This is a genomic window from Synechococcus sp. PCC 7335 (assembly GCF_000155595.1).
Taxonomy (GTDB): domain Bacteria; phylum Cyanobacteriota; class Cyanobacteriia; order Phormidesmidales; family Phormidesmidaceae; genus Phormidesmis.
The window spans coordinates 3,809,145-3,825,834 of the sequence record NZ_DS989904.1 but is presented as its reverse complement, the minus strand read 5'-3'; the positions used below and the strand labels follow the sequence as shown (position 1 = coordinate 3,825,834).

The following is a 16,690-nucleotide window of genomic DNA, read 5'->3' as shown; positions in this document are numbered from 1 at the left end:
ATTTAACTTGTCGCTTAAGCCTAACTTACCCTCAAGCTAAACCATTCCATCACAGTTAGCTATTAACTTTCGTCTATTCCCCACTAGTTTTGATAAACCATTATAAAAGTACAATACATAATGATTGGATTAGAGCGGCAAAATTCTATGTGGGTAGTTGAGCTGCAAGCGATTTTGCGAGGAGCCGCAGGGAGCTTTTTGTTTGGTATTCCACTGCTCTACACTGTCGAAGTTTGGTCGATTGGCTCCTCTACTAATCCCCTGCGGCTGTTAGCAGTGCAGGCAGTGACATTTGTTGTAGTGCTGTTGTTAACTCAGATAGAGGGCTTTCGGCGATCGCTGTCAATTAGGCCACTAGAGACCGTATTAGAAGCTATTGAGGCACTAGGCATTGGCATCATCTGCGCGGCGATCGCCCTGCTCCTGCTACGTCGAATTACCCTTGAAACGCCTCTTTCAGAAGCGCTGGGCAAGCTGATCTTTGAAGGCGTTCCGTTCTCTTTGGGCGTGACCTTAGCGCGATCTACTTTAGAGCGACGTCGAACCAAACAGCGACGCACGCTGAGCATCGACTCGGCATTGACGGTTAACATACGCAGCACGATGCAAAACTCAATCGGCAGTGCCTTAGGCGATACGCTGATCGATATCGATGCCACTTTAATTGGAGCTATCGTAATCGCATTTAGTATCGCACCTACTGAAGAGATTGCAATTATTGCCGCCGGGATGCCGCCTTGGTGGCTACTGTTAGTGATGAGCTTCTCTTTGGCAATCTCGTATATCATTGTGTTTGCTTCCGGGTTTACTGATCGCACTGAACGGACACAAAGGGGACTGCTACTGAGTCCGATTACTGAAACGCTATTGGCCTATATTGTGGTGCTAGTTGCTTCGACGCTTATGTTAGTCTTCTTCCAGCAGCTTACTGGAAATGATCCCTGGCAAGAATGGCTTGGTGACGTTATTGTGCTGGGTCTACCGGCTTCCGTTGGTGGAGCAGCAGGTCGTATCTTGGCCTGATGCCTCAGTTCGCTAGATTGCTACGACTGGGTTGCTACAGCTAGATTGTGGATGAAGATGACCGACGTTGATGTCACTAAATTGAAAGGCTCAGCCGCAGAGAGATCAGCCGCAGAGAGATCAGTCGCAGAGACACCTGGTACCCGCTCTTTGGCCGAATGGCTGACCCTAGCTATCTCATCCTTAGTACTGTTAATTATTGTTGCCCTAGTCCTCTATGACTGGCAGCTCAGCAAAAATCTACCGCCCGCTTTTCAAGTCGAAGTGAGTGAGACTAGCAGACTGATAGAAAAACAATACTACGTACCGTTCACGCTCAAGAATACAGGGGGCCGAATTGCGAGAACGGTTCAAGTGATCGCAGAGCTAACCCTTCCTGATGGCAGCGACGAAAGCGGAGAACAACAGTTTGACTTTCTATCTGGAAATGAACAGAAACAGGGGGGATTCGTGTTCGATCACGATCCGCAAACAGGAGAGTTAGTGGTGCGCGTAGCCAGCTTTGGACTACCCTAAGCTACACTGCTTCATTCATTTCCGCGTCCAAGTCAGCTTCAATTAAATAGTCTTCTAGCAGGCCATCAACTCGCTGCTGCTGATCGGCTGGAATGCTAAGTATCATATACCGGCGAGATAAGAAGGTGCGAGGATAGGCCTTTAGAATAAGCGTATTGGGGTTATCATCGTCCCAACCAAAGGCTTGAATCCGTTCCCAAGGCTGCCAGGCAAACAGATAGCAGAGGCCATTTTCTCTGATCTCGAGTCTGCTGCAGCCTAGCAAGATAAACAGTAGAGCCAGACTCCACCAAAAGGCAAGTTCGACAGCGCCAGCAATCACGCCGCCCGTGGTAACTAAACTACCTGTGAACTGATCGAGCCGTGAAAGCGTAATTGCGATCGCCAGTCCCACTTGGAACAAGCCTAACCATAGCAGCACCTTACTCTGTAGCGTTCTACCAATGCGCAGCAATAGATCGCCAGCCTGCTTTTTCCGCAGGGGCCAGCTCAGCATCCAGAGCAACGCGCCCGCTGCGTACAATCCATATAAAATGACTAGACCATAGCGACCGACAAAAGCCAGTGCCAGCGGCAGCAACAGTCCAATTAAAATAGCGGGCACGGCATATATTAGGCTACGGCGGGCCGAGCCCGGTCCTAGAACCCTACTCAAGATAAGGTAGCCTAAGCTAAAAGTGAAGGCGACTACGAGAAGAAACAGGCCTAAATTCAATGCCATGCCTACGTGCCCCTAAGTTTTTGGCTGTAGGCAAGCCTACCATGTCGTCTAGCTCATGTAGAATACGGATCTGTAGAATACGGATCTATGGGCGCTCAACCGTCCGACTGCTCGATGGTGGCTTCTAGCGACAGACGAATTTCTTCGGTAAGGCTTGCCACAGCAGCGCGTCCCGCCCGTCTATTCTGCTGGTAGTCTGCTAAGCGATCGCTCACCGAAATAGGTGGCTGCACCACCATAGTCACCCGGCGTTTTCCTAGCCGAGGCCGACCCGCACCTGACCTATCAGCAGGTGAACGATCACCAATCTTGGTGACTAGATCAAACATCAGCATCGCCATCTCAGCGCAGCGCTCGAAAGACGGTTTTTCTTTCAAGTATTCACCATCTACTGCCACAAAGCTTTCTACAACGCGCATGTGCAGCTCTCTTAGACTTGCTTCCTGCGCTGCCCAGTCTGCTAGACCTCTTTCAAAAGGCGAAAGCGTAGAGAGCGCTGGTAGATCCTCGCGATAGATGACCTGCCAACTCGCTTCTTCTATGCGCCGACAGCGATCGACAACAGTGCCTTTATTAGACAGATTAAAGAACTGTTCGGCTACTTTTAGGGCCCCATCTAGTAGGGAGCGTAGCCTGTCAGAATAAGTTGCCGGGTCTATGTCTGCAAGTTCTAGATAAGAGAGCTTCTCGACATCTATAGTTTGAGGAGTTTGAGGCTCAGCTTGAGACTTAAAAGTACGCGGATAGAACCGATCGTAGAAGGATTCCATCGTTGTCAGCAGATAGATACCCAGTCTAAGAATGCGTAAGTAGCAGTCTTTGTCGGCGCTCGGTGCAAGGTTTTCTTGTCTAGATAGACCGCTTTCTTTTTCCAGTCTATTCAACAGGTGTTGTAGCTGAGGCCAGTAGGCTTGCTCGTAGCGATACCGAATCCCTATCGGCAAGATAAAGACTTGCTCAAGTCGCTGCTCTCGGGCCAAATCTTCTGCGCACCAGAAGCCTAGCTGAGCCACCCCCGGCTCTAGCGGGCCTAACCGTTCACTGTGACCATTCGTCGCCCCTTCTGGTGCGACCACCATCGGCATCGTCCCTTGTATCATTAGCTTTCTAGCAGCTTTTAGACTTACCCAGTCTGGTCGCCTGCCCCGGCGAATGGGCACGCCGCCGATACGTGAAAGCATCCATCCTAGCCCTTTGCCAGCCCAAAGAGTCATTCCCCGCTCATACAAAAAGTGTGTGTGGATGGGCTGTTGTAGTGGAATGCCTTGCGCTTTGGCCGCTCGCTTTACAGCTCGAGAGCATAGATAGAGACCTGTGAGTGGATCGTCTACTTCAACATGTCGCACCGCCATCAAAAAACGGGACTCTCCCGCTTCTAGTTCAGCATAGAGCTTAACCAGTCGCTCCACATTCTTTACCTCTATTCGAGTGATGCCTGCCGGCAACCAAGGACGAATACGAAAGCGCATCAAAAAAGGCAGTGCCCAGTGAACCAGCCGCATTATCCATGGACTATAGACGGGGGGGATGAAGGTGAGCGGCGGCGCAGCGCGGCGGGTTTTGGGCATAAAAGAGAAGGCGGGACTCCAATTGGACTATACAAAAAGACCAGAGCATACGATAAGGATTGCCCTGGTCTTTTTTATTATCTGGTCTTTTTGATACCAGTCTTTTTGCTGTGAGGCTTTTTACTGTGAGGTTGTTGGCTGGTCTATTCTAATTTGGAACGACTTGAACCATTAGCGATCGCCGATCAAAGGTCTGCACTTTGCTGACTTTTGATAGATCTTCTATAACCCGGTTGAGCAAATCGGTAGCGCGATCACGGTGCTGATGTTCGCGCCCTCTAAGACGAACCTGAAATTTGACCGAATCACCACGCTCTAACCACGCGATCGCTTTATTGATTCGCACCATATAGTCAGAGTCGCCAACATTAGGACGCAATCTAACTTCTTTGACAGAGGTACGAGCGCTTTGTTTCTGACGCTTACGGCTTTGATACTGATGCTTGCCATAGTCTAGAATCTTGGCAACTGGCGTATCCTGGTCAGGTGAGACCACTACAAGGTCAAGCTTGGCCGCTTTAGCTAAGGCCAGCGCCTCTGGTGTGTCGGTCAGGCCGCGATTGGTACCTTCATTGTCAATCAGAAGAACCTGCGCGGAACGGATCTGTTGATTGATGAGTGGTTTTTTAGCGATTGTATTTTCCTCTTAATTTAGAACGCAACAAAGGGTATCAAGATTAAACCCACTCTTGTGAAGAGATGAGCAACTTTCTAGAAACGTATCCCCTCTAGAAAGAACTTGTAGAACCCACTCTCTACAGAATTACAATTTACCTATATATAGAAGCCTATACAGGTAAATAAGTAATTTAAAGTACCCTTTACAAGGGTTGGCCCTACGGAGTCACTGTGCAAAACTAACAGCAAAACTAAAAATCTTGCGCAGTGACTAGTAACGCTTGATTCCCAATATATAAAATATTTTACGCGAAGTTGCTAGGGTAACATCACACCCTAGCAACTTGTCTTTACAAAGGGTCTCTAGATCTGTACAGTCCCGCCGTCAAATAGAGGAACTGTCATGCTGAAATTCTCTCTATAGGTCAGCTTTTGCTCTTCTAATATCCCTATTGCAATCTGCTCACCCATCCGCACGGATTCATAGTAGTCAGTGAAGTAGTGAACCCCTGCCCAGTTACGGCCAATTGAGATATTAGAAGCTAGTTTGTTGAGTTCGCCTTCTATTGTTAGGCTAAGTTCCTCGCTAGGAACCCTTTGTAACTTTTGACCATTGGTACTCGGTGTGACATAGGGCCCTGGCAGCACGTAGCTGTGATCGAAGAAGGCTTTGAGGATAGTGACACAGGCACCAGCGACAGCGGCATGACCTGCACCGTACGAAGGATGCATGGGCGATCCTTCCGCAAAGGCCATCGGCAAGAGATAAACCTCGTCGCGGTCAAATTCTTCGCCGCCTATCGATGACTTGTACTGGTCATTTTGCGCTTTGTTATGTGCTTTTACCGCCTGCAAGGTTTGATTGATTTGGGTGCTCAGTTCGGCGACAGGCGCAAGGTTAGTAGGTTGAGTATTGCGCCACTGATGAATGCGTCCGGCGATCGCTTCAGGGCGCAATCGACGGTGGATATTAAACTTCTGATAGCGAACGGCTTTGAGCGCACGCGTAGCTACTTCGGTCACTAAAGAGAGCACGTGAGGACCCCCGAACTGAGCAAATCCCTGCTGGTGATCAAGGCTATCAGGCGCTTGAAAAGGAATACCTGGATCGAAAGGAATACCCCAAGCGAGCATCGCTAAGCAGGCATTAAGATAAGCCTGATAGAGGGCATCGTAGTGAACATAAGTTGCTAAGTCTCGAGGAGTCGCGATATAGCGATAGCGATTGCGATCGCGATTACTGCCTGAAGAGTAAGCTTCTGTTCCCCGTAGGTCTGCGCCGTTTTGCACATCGAGCCACCATTCCCAGCTAGTCATATAGTCCTGGTTGGGGGTGGCAAAACGAACTCTGTTTCTAAAGGCGATCGCACCGTAGGCAACTCGGCCATCTAGAACATTGTCGTATCTAAACCCTATTTCTGGGGTGCCGCGAGTGAGAAACTGTGAAAGGTAGGGCCCCGTGGTATCTCCAAAGGTCGTTCCTCGAAAGGCGTTTTGAGAATTGATCTTGCTTCGCCGCCGCTTAGCTGCTGCCGTGCTAAGACCTGGTAGGTTTGCACCCTTGAACCACTCAAGTTTGTTTAGCCTTCTGATAGACGCGGCTACTTCTAGATTAGAATCAAATTCGCTGAACGGAATATCTCGCAGCAGCGCCATCTCATAAACTTCAGCGACTTCGGCAGCTAACTCGTCGCTACCAATTATCGGTGCTGGTGGCATTGCCACAGCTTGAGCATCTGGGCCTTCTAAATCGAAAGTGAGTCCTGCGCCTGCACTTTCCCACGCTCTGACTTCAACGCCATGACGCTGCGTATAGCTAGATTTCCATTGAATAGGGGTGTCTGGTGTCGCTCTCTTTGGACCTAGCGGCGTTGCTATAAAGTCGTTTGGATCACCTGAATTAATGCCCTTAACAAAAAGCTGGTAGTCGTCTGGATCACAAATTAAGCCATCTACCTCACTGTGCGGCAGTCCCTTTGTGTAGTTCGCTAAGTAAGACGGCTGACTACCTCGCGCGGGGTCGGTGCCATCGAAAAGGTAGCTGGACTCTTCGCCGTTGGGCTGTTGTGGAGGGTGAGGCCGATCATAGGCTAGCTTAGCAGCGGCAACACGGACATCTAAAGCTTGCTGCTTACGAGATTTCATAAGGTTGTATCCTTTACGTTTACGATTGGTACAGCTAGCTGGTTTTGTAATGGGTTCAATCTAAGCAATTTCACTTGTAAAGGGTGGTACCCGTCAGGGTGACTTCTGTAGTAGTCATAGGTAGTGACATTAGCAAGTCATCCCGTGGGTGTTGTTCCGTAGGTTTTGTTTTAGGTATTGTTTTCGACTACCGATCTAATTTTGAGTGTTGCTACTCGGTCTATCATTCAGGCAATCTTTTGTATCCTCCTAATCCATTCGCTATTCCCAATCACTTCTGGTTAGCGACAAGTCCTCAAGGCGATGCTCCAGGAGACAATCAGAAACTTACTACTCAGCCCACACTTAGCTGGTGGTTTCTCTGCAGTGGCTCACACTTATTGATTAATAACGCGGATTTCACCCTCCCTTTGTTGGCTGATGCCGAAGTAATTGGACAAGCCATTGGAATAGTGCCGTTGCGAACTCAATTTCTGGGATACCTAGATAGAGTGCCGTGTGTAGCCGCTGAGGTGAGTAGAGAAGCGGCTGTGCCAGAGGGATTAGACTGGTATCATTTGCGATCGCTCTATCAAAAGATGGATGAAGTCGGGTTTGCGATCGCGGCCCTTGCCGTTCAGATTGTTGATTGGGATCGTACTCACCAATACTGTGGTCACTGTGCAACGCGGATGACACAGCTACCAACAGAGAGAGCAAAGCGCTGTCCTAGCTGTGGCTTGAGACAATATCCAAGACTTTCTCCGGCAGTGATCATGCTGATCTATAAAGGCGAAGAAGTGCTGCTAGCTAGAGCGCCACGTTTTCGAGCCGGCATGTATAGTGTGCTCGCTGGCTTTGTAGAACCTGGTGAATCTTTAGAAGAAACGGTGGCGCGTGAGGTCAGAGAAGAAGTGGGCATAGAGATCAAAAACATTCGCTATTTTGGCTCTCAACCCTGGCCTTTTCCTAATTCACTGATGATAGGCTTTGTTGCAGAATATGCAAGCGGAAAGCTCATGCTCGAACCGACAGAGATCGAATCAGCCGCATGGTTTTCAAAAGAGGATCTGCCACCTGTTCCTGGCAAGCTAAGCATCGCAAGAAAGCTGATTGATTGGTTTATCGCCCAGCCTTCGGTTCCATAGTCTCACTAACTTATCTCTATCAGAAACATAGCTTGATAGCAGCAGTCAAACGTAGCTGAAATGGCGCTAATATGACACTTTTATGACACTTTGTTGTATGCTAATTCATCACTTCATAGCCAAAGAAACCTATCAGCTCAGTGTCAGACTTTAATTTGTGACTAACACACGCTAAATCCTCGTCCGTTAGTTTTGATATCTGCCGTTCGTTTTGATTAGAGATAGGTTGGTCTTCATAGTCCTTTACCTTTATGTTTGCTTTGAAGTTGATCGTGTCAGCTATACCATCAGGAAGTTTCAGTACTTCTAACATTGAAGAAGGATTGTGGCAAAAATTCTCATAGGTCAACAGCGGAATATTGTTTTCTATGATTAGCTCTCTTAGTTTGTAACTTCTTGTCAACCAATCTTGTGCTAATTGTTCAAGCACTAACTTGCGTTGTGTTGAGCTAATATTTTCAGGATCATGACGGCGATATAGGATGCTCGCGCAGTTTGCATACGGATTTCTATTGTTAGCTACAAAGGAACAATCAACAAACTGTGAAGACAGCTCCTTAAGCCTAATTAGATTGGGAGGACTTTTCTCTATAACAACGTCAATATACGGTTCTATTCTCTTTTTCTGTTGAAATGTGCTGAGCCACACTGCTTTTACGGATTCATAATTCACTGCTTTATCTGGATTCCAGCGATCTTGCTCGCACAACCCAGGCACTAGCCATTGCCCTTCTCCATTCTCTTTCAGAATCATCGTTCTAGGACTCGAGTTCAATAACTTCGCTATCGTTGTTGAACCAGAATTTGGTGGAGTAATGATGAATAGGAAATGCGGTTGTATTGTCTCGTCGTATCGTGGCTTAGGCCATCTAGGTTTAGACCTTGTAAAGAGTTCTTTCAAGAGAGCCTTCATAGATAAGCCTCAAAATACGACTATTTAGTAGACTATTTGCTACTGGTTACAGAAAAAGTTTTAGCTTATGATTCTGCGAAGGTAGAAAGCTTTTGTCCCTTTTGTCTGAGTGTCTAAATATAGCTGATTATAAAGCTATCAGCAACGTCTCGGGAGTTCACGCTACCTAGTTGTATAGCGGGGTTGTATAGCAGGCGGAATGCCACTGCTGCCTCGGCTGCTCGCTATGGCAATAGTTCAGATGCATGGTACCCCCAAGAATAGATATTTCAGTCTTTTCTATTCAAGCTCTCATAATTTGTTCTTAGTCGTTTCGTATACTTTTAGAACTTATACTCAGCTCAGCATCTTAGTAGTCCGCAGTATAAAAAGTTATTTTCTTATGGTTACAAAGATCCAGCACAACCAACAACCTACTGAACAGCAGGCTCTTTCTTTTCAGAACAAGCTGCTGAATGGTGTTGCTGAGGCGGCGCGAAGGCTGCTGGCAGTAGAAAACTTTGATCAGGCTGTTGACGGTGCGCTAGGGGCGATCGCCCACGCTGCGAATATCGATCACATAGCTGTCTACGAGCATCATGCTAGATCTAGGAGCCAAAGCCAGAACGAATCTTCGACTTGTCCTTATGAGTGGCCAGTTGTAAAACTGAAAGAAATCCAAGAGACATCTGCTCAATTTTGTGAGTTCTACGATGATATAGCAGGATCTAAGGAATGGCTTGCTGAACTACAGGCTGGTTGTTCTGTGCAAAAGTTAATCAGGAGAAAGTCAAAGTCAGAGCAATCCAACCAGGAAGGAGAGAATACCCTTTTGGTGCTTAGAATCCCAATCTTCGTCGGCGAGACATATTGGGGCAGCTTTGAATTTGATAACTGTATGAGCGAGAAAATATGGGATGAAGCCGAAATCGCAATGCTACAGATTGCGGTAGCCTTTATCGGCAGTGCGATTGTCAGAGAGAGGGCACATAGCGCTCGCGAAGCCGTAGCTACAGGCCGTACTACCACATTAGCGACCTACAACCAAGAGCTGCACGCTCATGATCGCCTACTTCGATGCGTCAATACCGTTACCCAGTGCCTGATTGCCAATGACGATCTTGCGCTTGCCTTTCCTGCAACTTTGCAAATCATCGGTGAAAGTATTCATCAGTGCCGCGTCTACATCCTTCGCAACTCTCATCACAGCGATACCGGCGAACTCCTCTTTAACCTCCACGCTGAATGGAAATTGCCCTCTGTTCCTAGAAAGATAACCTCTGGGGCTAAGTTCCCTGTCTCTGTAAGCGCTTTTCCTGATCGCCTATCAGCCTCTCTAAAAGCAGGACAGGCTATTCAGTTCTTTGCTCGCGAGCTAGACGGTATCGCCTCTGAAGATCGCCCTGTAGGGCAGGCCAAATCGCTTCTGGGTATCCCCATCAACGTTGCTGGCGTATGGTGGGGCCTGCTTGGCTTTGATGACTGCAATGAAGAGCGGGTGTGGGCCGATGCCGAAGTTGCTATTCTTGAGACGGCTGCGACGGCGATAGGAAATTCTATTGAGCGTGATCGCACTCGAAGAGCCCGCGAAGCGGTCGAACGAGAAATGCTCATTGTGCGTGAGCGGGTCGCTAGAACCGCTGAGCTAGAAGCTGCTAATGCAAGCTTAAGCGCCTGTGATCGCTGGCTAGAAATTACAGCCGTCGCCAACGAGCTACTTTCAGTGACAGATATAGCGACCAGTGTTGACTCAGCCCTAGCAATTATCGGAGAAAATCTAGAGTGCGATCGCCTTTTGATAATGCGCTATCTCTCCACCAATGATTCCCACCCATTAGGGGCAATGCAATCGCTGTACGAATGGGACGCTCCAGACATTCGATCGCAGATCGACAGGCTTGGGCCTAGTACAATCTCTGCTGAGGGGCTAGAGGAACGGTTTTTAAAATTTTTAGCCGGTCAATCGGTGAGCAGTGGGGCAACCGACTTTTCTGAACCCATGTGGCCGGCTCAAAAGCAGCTAGAGATAAAATCTACCTATTCGGTGCCTGTTTTTGTAGAGGGTGCACTTTGGGGAATTGTTGCTATTGATTACTGTCATAAAACTAAGCAGCTAAGCTTAGCTGAGCTGTCCGTATTCAAGACGGCAGCGACTTGCCTAGGCAGCGCTATCTATCACGCGAACATGTGAGGCAAGCATGATTTTCCCTTGACTAATCCTACACCGGCTAAGCAAATAGTCATTGATAGAGTTCCCGACTTACTGTACCCGACTCATTGGATAGGTTGTCTGCCTACTACTGCTAGGGGTAGCGCTTATATCCTTTTGCTTATCTAGTTCCCTGCTAAGCGTCTGAGCATAATTTAGCCTTGCTACTAGGCGCCTAGCGACGATTACTTCCTTAGGATAGCTATATTAACTCAACCGTGTTGCTACTGAAGTTAAAGCTACAGCAGCGGAATTGTTTATATAGCAATCTGTCAAGTACATACTTGAGGAGACAGTCGCGCTCACAGCAGACTGCGAAGTACTGCTTTATCAAACTGGTGTTTGTAGCGCTTGGTAGTGGTGAAATCTAAACACTACTTACCATTCAACACCATTCAACTAAGACCATTACACACCTTTAGTTCAATCAATCTACTCTAACTCTCTTTGAAAATTTCCTGCAAAGAAAGAAAAAGCTATGGTTTATGATTCGCCGCACAGACTAAAAGACAACATTCAACCGTCCTCTCAAACGGGTAGGCGAAAATACATTATGCTGATCTCCGATGATGTAGAGCTGGCCGAAACGCTACAGATAGAGCTAGCTAGCGAAGGCTATCAGGTCAGTGTCATTCACGACGGGATACGCGGTCTGCTAGCGGTGAATCGAATGAAGCCTGATCTGGTCGTGATGAGCTGGTCCCCCCCTCGGCTGTCGGCCCTTGAGATATGCGATCGCCTGCGTACCAACCGCTGTGAAGGCGCCATTATCTTACTTACTGAAGAAGATAACCCGCAAGATCGAATTGCAGCCCTAAAAGCGGGTGCTGATGATTGTCTCTCTATGCCAATTGTCAAAGAAGAATTCATCGCTAGGGTAAAAGCTAACTCAAGCTATCGCGATCGCGACCAATCTAGAGTCTCAGTTTTACGCTGCTGCGATATTGTGCTCAATCGCGACACCCGCGAGGTGTTTCGATACGGTCGCTTGATTCGGCTGACTGCAACAGAATTTAATTTGCTAGAGTACCTGATGGAACACTACTTTCAAGTACTCACCCGCAGCCAGATTCTAGAGAGCGTCTGGGGCTACGAATATACAGGCAGCTCCAACATCATTGAGGTTTATATTCGTTATTTGCGCAACAAGCTAGAGACGTCTCCTGAAGATAGGGTTATTCACACAATTCGCAGCGTCGGCTATATCTTGAGAGAGCCTATCTAAACACTTCTGATGACTGTATTGTAAAAAGTAGAAAAATTTTTAGAAGATAGCTTACGAAGAAAGAACTTTTTAGTTATTCTCCTTTGGATTATCCACCTACAGTTTGCATCGGCATGGCGTAATGAACGATTCATTTGCAATGTAATCAACTAACAGCTTGTTCATAGTGTTCTCACCATTGCCTAATCGATACCCCCCAGCATGGTTGCTATAAGTCTTACTAGATCAACTGACTAGATCGAGATCAATACGCTTCAACCTCAAGATTTTTCTCGCTGTGATAGCAGCAAGGAGTTTTTCCCATGCAATTTGAACGGGCTAGCTTAGGTCAGGTGGGGGCTAATGTCAGCGGCTACTTGGTACAAGATGGACACATCGGGGGCGCGAGATAGGGTATGGCTTCTGTTATTTCTGCGGATCCTGCTTCAAATATTGCTTCAGATCCAAGTTTGGATACTCCTGCCAACGGGTCTGTGACATCTGCTGCTGACTCGAATCGCGAGTTACAGGGTCATATTCGAGCAGTTGGCCCTTGTATTATTGTTATCTTCGGGGCTACGGGCGATCTGACTAAGCGTAAGCTGATTCCAGCACTCTACAACCTAGTCGAGCAGAACCTACTACCAGCACAATTTGCAATTGTCGGAATTGGCCGAACCGAGGCACCGCTCGAAACGTTTAAAGGCAAGATTTTAGATGCGCTCAGAGAATTTGCAACAAGGGATATAGATGAGACGCTACTAGACTGGCTAGGCGATCGCCTACATTATCTAGCTGGAAACTTTAAATCGCCCGAGACCTATCAGGAGTTGGGCGAGCTATTAGCGCATATCGATCAAACTCAGGGGACTTCGGGTAACTATCTTCACTATCTAGCAACTGCGCCTAGCTTCTTTGAAGAGATTACTAGACGGCTAGGTGAGGCAAACCTGGCGCAGGAGACTGAGCTAGATAGCAGCGACTCAAAAGAGGGTAAAAACAGCGAACCCAAAGCAAAAGAACAGTGGCGTAGGGTGATCTTTGAGAAGCCGTTTGGCCGCGATTTGGCTTCTGCTCAAAAGCTCAATCGAGATATTGGCCTAGTGCTCAAAGAGAAACAAATCTATCGGATTGACCATTATCTAGGCAAAGAGACAGTCCAAAATATTCTGATATTTCGGTTTGGCAATGGTCTATTCGAGCCGGTTTGGAACCATCGCTATATAGACCACGTTCAAATTACGGTGGCCGAACAGGTGGGTGTAGAAGCGCGAGGCGGCTACTATGATGAGTCTGGCGCGCTTAGAGACATGATTCAAAATCATTTATTTCAGCTACTGGCGATGGTAGCAATGGAACCGCCGGTGTCTTTCGCGGCGGACGCGGTACGCGATGAAAAGTCTAAGGTGCTTCGGGCGATTGAGCCGTTAAGCGCAGAAGATGTCTTACGCAACGTGGTGAGAGGTCAGTATGGTGCAGGCCAGGGAAAGGTAGACGCTGATCAGCGCGAACAGCAAGTAGCCTATCGCTCGGAGCCTAAAGTTGCGGCTGATTCTCAGACAGAGACCTTCGTGGCGATGAAGCTAAGTATCGATAACTGGCGCTGGGCGAGCGTGCCGTTTTATCTGCGCACAGGCAAACATCTGCCAGAGCGCGTCAGTGAGGTAGCCATTCAGTTCAAACAGGTGCCGTCGCTGCTGTTCCGGGAGACGTCTATGGACGAACTGGTGCCTAATTTCTTGGTGATTCGCATTCAGCCAAATGAAGGAATTAGTCTGCAGTTTGGTGCAAAAGTGCCGGGGCCAAAGGTACAGATGGGCAGCGTGAAGATGAGCTTTTGCTATGCCGATTACTTTAATGCATCGCCAACAACCGGCTACGAAACGCTACTTTATGATTGCATGACCGGTGATGCGACGCTCTTTCAGCGTTCGGACAATGTAGAGCTAGGGTGGCAGGTAGTGACGCCGATCTTAGACGTGTGGCAGGCGGTGCCCGCTAGAGACTTCCCTAATTATCCAGCGGGGAGCTGGGGACCAAAAGCGGCTGATGATTTACTCGCTCAAGATGGCCGATCCTGGCGAATCTAGCTGAGTTCTAGCTGGCAGATTCATTGAGCTGGTCATTAAGCTGACATAGAGAGCTGGCATAGAGAGCTGGCATAGGGGTAAGGAATCATGCAGCCCGAGAACCGTAGCGTTTGAGAATTTCAGAATTTTAGAATTACCGAATCCAAGAACAAAAGAATCCGAGAATACTTTCACCCAGTGAACATATCATGATTGCAACAGCAACAACTCTCAATCATCACCTATGGCAACAACAGCGCGAGTCTAAGCATCCGATTGAGCTATCTATTCTATTGACTCGGATGGGGTTTGTCGCCAAGGTACTCACCCGGGAGATTTCTCGGGCAGCTCTGGTCGGAAAGCTAGGTCTAGTCGGCGAAAAAAACGCGACCGGCGACGCGCAAAAGAAACTAGATGTCTTTAGCAACGAAGTCGTGGTGTCAGCTTTTTCTGAGACTGGACTGGTCGCGGCGATCGCCTCTGAAGAACTTGACCAGGTGCAGCTTGTAGAGTGCGGTAGCGAAGCTCAATATATCTTGTGTACTGATCCGCTAGATGGATCGTCTAACACAGAGAGCAGCGCTGCTGTCGGCACTATTTTTGGCATTTATCGTCGAACGACTGGGGGTAGGTGTGGCAGTGAAGCAGATGCGCTTCAGCCGGGGAACAAGCTGGTAGCTGCTGGCTATGTTTTGTATGGCACCAGTACGGTGCTGGTCTATAGCACGGGCGATCGCGTTGATGGCTTTACGCTTGATCCGACGCTAGGCGAATTTATTCTTTCTCACGAAAATATTCGCTGCCCAGAAGACGGTAAGCTTTACAGCGCTAACCTCAGCTACTACCAAGATTGGGGCACCCGAGTCCAATCGTTTGTTGATTATTTGGGCGATCGCACTACCGACTCTTCCTACTCTTTGCGCTATAGCGGTGCATTGGTCGCAGATGTGCATCGCTGTTTGCTAGAAGGCGGAGTATACTTCTATCCCGGTACGCAAGATCAACAAGATGGCAAGCTACGGCTGCTCTACGAGAATGCGCCCTTAGCTTTTGTCGTAGAGCAAGCGGGTGGCAAGGCCAGTACTGGATGCGATCGCATTCTTGATTTACCTATAGAGTCTATTCACCAGCGATCGCCTTTGGTCATCGGTAGCCTTGAGCTAGTAGACCTGTACGAGTCGTTTGTACAAAAAAGCAAACAAACTCGATATTCATCTATAGACGAGGAAGAAGCTGCCTCAATGTATGTAGGCGGCTGTAATTAATCCGTAAAGAACAATCTGGCGAAAACAAGCTGCCAAGAACAATCTGGCGAAAACAAGCTGCGAAAACAAAAGTGTGCCTTAGATATCCAAGCTGAGGGGCGCTTTTTTTGGCTGGTAGCCCAGATAAGTATTTTCACAGAAAAGTCTCAGCGCTAGCTTAGGCCGCTATGTGCCGAGGTTCAGGGACTTCGCTCACTATAAGAACTATAGAGGGCAGCGAACCAATCAAGCCGGTTGGGTTTACGCCCTAATTGAACTTTTGGACTTTGAGGTTATTGATGATGAAACGGTTTGTGATATCTGCTTTAACGGTATTGGCTTCCGTCGGTGTGTTGACTACAGCGGCTAGCGCTGCTCAGGTGTCTCTGGGCAATCCGGTTGCAGATCTCAACGGAGATGGCAACGTTACCCTGCATGAGGTTGTGCTGTATAACCGCGATCAAAGAGATAAGAGCTAAGAAATAACAGATACAACGGCTAAGGGACAACAGTTAAGACGCGATGTGTGCATACCCGATCAAATTTAGTAAGAGATTTTCCATGAAGACGCAAGAACAAACATCTACTTTAGAGGAAGTTGCGACTCTGATGCCTCTTTTGAGCGATGCTGAGACATCAGAGCTAATCGCATCGAGCGGCGAACTTGGGCAAGATCCAAGCTCAGACTATTTTACGACTCGCACCAAAAATGTGGCTTACGTTTTGTGCCTAAATGGAGACTGGTTTCAGATTCGGGCGCACTGCTTTTTACAAGCTAGTCAATACAATGATTTTTCGGGTGGCTATAAGCGCTGCTATCGGGAAATGCCGAAACAGTTTATAGAGTCGCCAGCGACAAAAAAGGTACTGAACGCGTTTAAGCTGGCCTACGATATTCCAGATAATGAGCCGGTGCTAGTTCAGGTGCAGAAAAGTCATATCACGGCTGAGAATGAAGGCCAGTGTTTGACCGGGCAGGGTATTCACTCGGATGGGGCGGACCGGGCGATGTTGGTGTGCTTGGATCGCCACAATATTGCAGGGGCAAAGAGCGCGATCTATGCGGATTTGGACGGAGCGCGATCGCTGATCGATCCGTTTGTCTTAGAGGCGGGGCAGGCAATGCTGTGGCATGACAATAAGGTATTTCATAGCGTGGAACCAGCTCAGGTAGTTGACCCGCTAGAGCAAGGCACTCGCACGGTTCTGATTGCTCACTATCCAGCTATTCACTACCTAAGCGGGACGATAAACCCCAACAATCAGCTAGGCACGAATAGCGTCGAAAGTAAGAAACGCTTGCGTCAGCAGTCAAACGGTTGAGAGGTTCATCTGATCACGCTTTTTGAACCCT

General features: G+C 48.1%; 14 protein-coding genes. 9 read left to right on the top strand and 5 right to left on the bottom strand.

Annotated elements, in window-relative coordinates; all coding sequences use genetic code 11:
* Nucleotides 1-147 precede the first annotated feature (147 nt).
* Complete coding sequence (locus S7335_RS16140) at nt 148-1,023, top strand: TIGR02587 family membrane protein (RefSeq protein WP_006457516.1); 876 nt, start codon at nt 148-150, stop codon at nt 1,021-1,023.
* A 51-nt stretch (nt 1,024-1,074) separates the two neighbouring features.
* Nucleotides 1,075-1,539, top strand: a complete 465-nt coding sequence (locus S7335_RS16135) for a TIGR02588 family protein (RefSeq protein ID WP_006455198.1) — start codon at nt 1,075-1,077, stop codon at nt 1,537-1,539.
* A 1-nt stretch (nt 1,540) separates the two neighbouring features.
* Here the strand turns inward: S7335_RS16135 and S7335_RS16130 are convergent, their stop codons facing one another.
* The 4 genes from S7335_RS16130 to S7335_RS16115 all read right to left on the bottom strand — a co-directional run bounded on the left by S7335_RS16130 (nt 1,541) and on the right by S7335_RS16115 (nt 6,591).
* Nucleotides 1,541-2,260, bottom strand: a complete 720-nt coding sequence (locus S7335_RS16130) for a hypothetical protein (RefSeq protein ID WP_038016381.1) — start codon at nt 2,258-2,260, stop codon at nt 1,541-1,543.
* A 95-nt stretch (nt 2,261-2,355) separates the two neighbouring features.
* Complete coding sequence (locus S7335_RS16125; protein WP_006456072.1) at nt 2,356-3,828, bottom strand: 1-acyl-sn-glycerol-3-phosphate acyltransferase; 1,473 nt, start codon at nt 3,826-3,828, stop codon at nt 2,356-2,358.
* A gap of 148 nt (nt 3,829-3,976) precedes the next feature.
* On the bottom strand, nt 3,977-4,444 hold the full coding sequence (infC, locus tag S7335_RS16120) for a translation initiation factor IF-3 (RefSeq protein WP_227500069.1): 468 nt from the start codon (nt 4,442-4,444) through the stop codon (nt 3,977-3,979).
* 365 nt (nt 4,445-4,809) lie between these two features.
* Complete coding sequence (locus S7335_RS16115; RefSeq protein ID WP_006454446.1) at nt 4,810-6,591, bottom strand: vanadium-dependent haloperoxidase; 1,782 nt, start codon at nt 6,589-6,591, stop codon at nt 4,810-4,812.
* A gap of 239 nt (nt 6,592-6,830) precedes the next feature.
* On the opposite strand from S7335_RS16115, the gene nudC reads away from it, so the two are divergent.
* Complete coding sequence (nudC, locus tag S7335_RS16110) at nt 6,831-7,718, top strand: NAD(+) diphosphatase (RefSeq protein ID WP_006457552.1); 888 nt, start codon at nt 6,831-6,833, stop codon at nt 7,716-7,718.
* A gap of 100 nt (nt 7,719-7,818) precedes the next feature.
* On the opposite strand, the gene S7335_RS16105 is transcribed toward nudC, so the two are convergent.
* Nucleotides 7,819-8,631 carry a sulfotransferase gene (locus S7335_RS16105; RefSeq protein WP_006455968.1) on the bottom strand — a complete coding sequence of 271 codons (813 nt, stop codon included), beginning with the start codon at nt 8,629-8,631 and terminating at the stop codon, nt 7,819-7,821.
* A gap of 382 nt (nt 8,632-9,013) precedes the next feature.
* On the opposite strand from S7335_RS16105, the gene S7335_RS16100 reads away from it, so the two are divergent.
* The 6 genes from S7335_RS16100 to S7335_RS16080 all read left to right on the top strand — a co-directional run bounded on the left by S7335_RS16100 (nt 9,014) and on the right by S7335_RS16080 (nt 16,659).
* Entirely contained in the window at nt 9,014-10,801 is a 1,788-nt protein-coding gene (locus S7335_RS16100) for a GAF domain-containing protein (protein ID WP_006453516.1), read from the top strand.
* Nucleotides 10,802-11,297: 496 nt separating this feature from the next.
* On the top strand, nt 11,298-12,044 hold the full coding sequence (locus S7335_RS16095) for a response regulator transcription factor (RefSeq protein ID WP_006456980.1): 747 nt from the start codon (nt 11,298-11,300) through the stop codon (nt 12,042-12,044).
* A 395-nt stretch (nt 12,045-12,439) separates the two neighbouring features.
* Nucleotides 12,440-14,113: a glucose-6-phosphate dehydrogenase gene (gene zwf, locus S7335_RS16090; RefSeq protein WP_006457230.1), complete on the top strand. Its 1,674-nt coding sequence runs from the start codon at nt 12,440-12,442 to the stop codon at nt 14,111-14,113.
* A gap of 188 nt (nt 14,114-14,301) precedes the next feature.
* Entirely contained in the window at nt 14,302-15,357 is a 1,056-nt protein-coding gene (gene fbp, locus S7335_RS16085) for a class 1 fructose-bisphosphatase (protein ID WP_006453579.1), read from the top strand.
* A 281-nt stretch (nt 15,358-15,638) separates the two neighbouring features.
* Nucleotides 15,639-15,815: a hypothetical protein gene (locus S7335_RS28485; RefSeq protein WP_198011383.1), complete on the top strand. Its 177-nt coding sequence runs from the start codon at nt 15,639-15,641 to the stop codon at nt 15,813-15,815.
* Nucleotides 15,816-15,897: 82 nt separating this feature from the next.
* A complete protein-coding gene (locus S7335_RS16080) occupies nt 15,898-16,659 on the top strand; it encodes a 2OG-Fe dioxygenase family protein (RefSeq protein ID WP_006456252.1) in 762 nt (253 codons plus the stop codon).
* Nucleotides 16,660-16,690: the final 31 nt, after the last annotated feature.

Coding starts and splice junctions, on each gene's coding strand:
- S7335_RS16140 (WP_006457516.1), top strand. CDS start 148: ATGTGGGTAGTTGAGCTGCAAGCGATTTTGCGAGGAGCCGCAGGGAGC.
- S7335_RS16135 (WP_006455198.1), top strand. CDS start 1,075: ATGAAGATGACCGACGTTGATGTCACTAAATTGAAAGGCTCAGCCGCA.
- S7335_RS16130 (WP_038016381.1), bottom strand. CDS start 2,260: ATGGCATTGAATTTAGGCCTGTTTCTTCTCGTAGTCGCCTTCACTTTT.
- S7335_RS16125 (WP_006456072.1), bottom strand. CDS start 3,828: ATGCCCAAAACCCGCCGCGCTGCGCCGCCGCTCACCTTCATCCCCCCC.
- S7335_RS16115 (WP_006454446.1), bottom strand. CDS start 6,591: ATGAAATCTCGTAAGCAGCAAGCTTTAGATGTCCGTGTTGCCGCTGCT.
- S7335_RS16105 (WP_006455968.1), bottom strand. CDS start 8,631: ATGAAGGCTCTCTTGAAAGAACTCTTTACAAGGTCTAAACCTAGATGG.
- S7335_RS16100 (WP_006453516.1), top strand. CDS start 9,014: ATGGTTACAAAGATCCAGCACAACCAACAACCTACTGAACAGCAGGCT.
- S7335_RS16095 (WP_006456980.1), top strand. CDS start 11,298: ATGGTTTATGATTCGCCGCACAGACTAAAAGACAACATTCAACCGTCC.
- zwf (WP_006457230.1), top strand. CDS start 12,440: ATGGCTTCTGTTATTTCTGCGGATCCTGCTTCAAATATTGCTTCAGAT.
- fbp (WP_006453579.1), top strand. CDS start 14,302: ATGATTGCAACAGCAACAACTCTCAATCATCACCTATGGCAACAACAG.
- S7335_RS28485 (WP_198011383.1), top strand. CDS start 15,639: ATGAAACGGTTTGTGATATCTGCTTTAACGGTATTGGCTTCCGTCGGT.
- S7335_RS16080 (WP_006456252.1), top strand. CDS start 15,898: ATGAAGACGCAAGAACAAACATCTACTTTAGAGGAAGTTGCGACTCTG.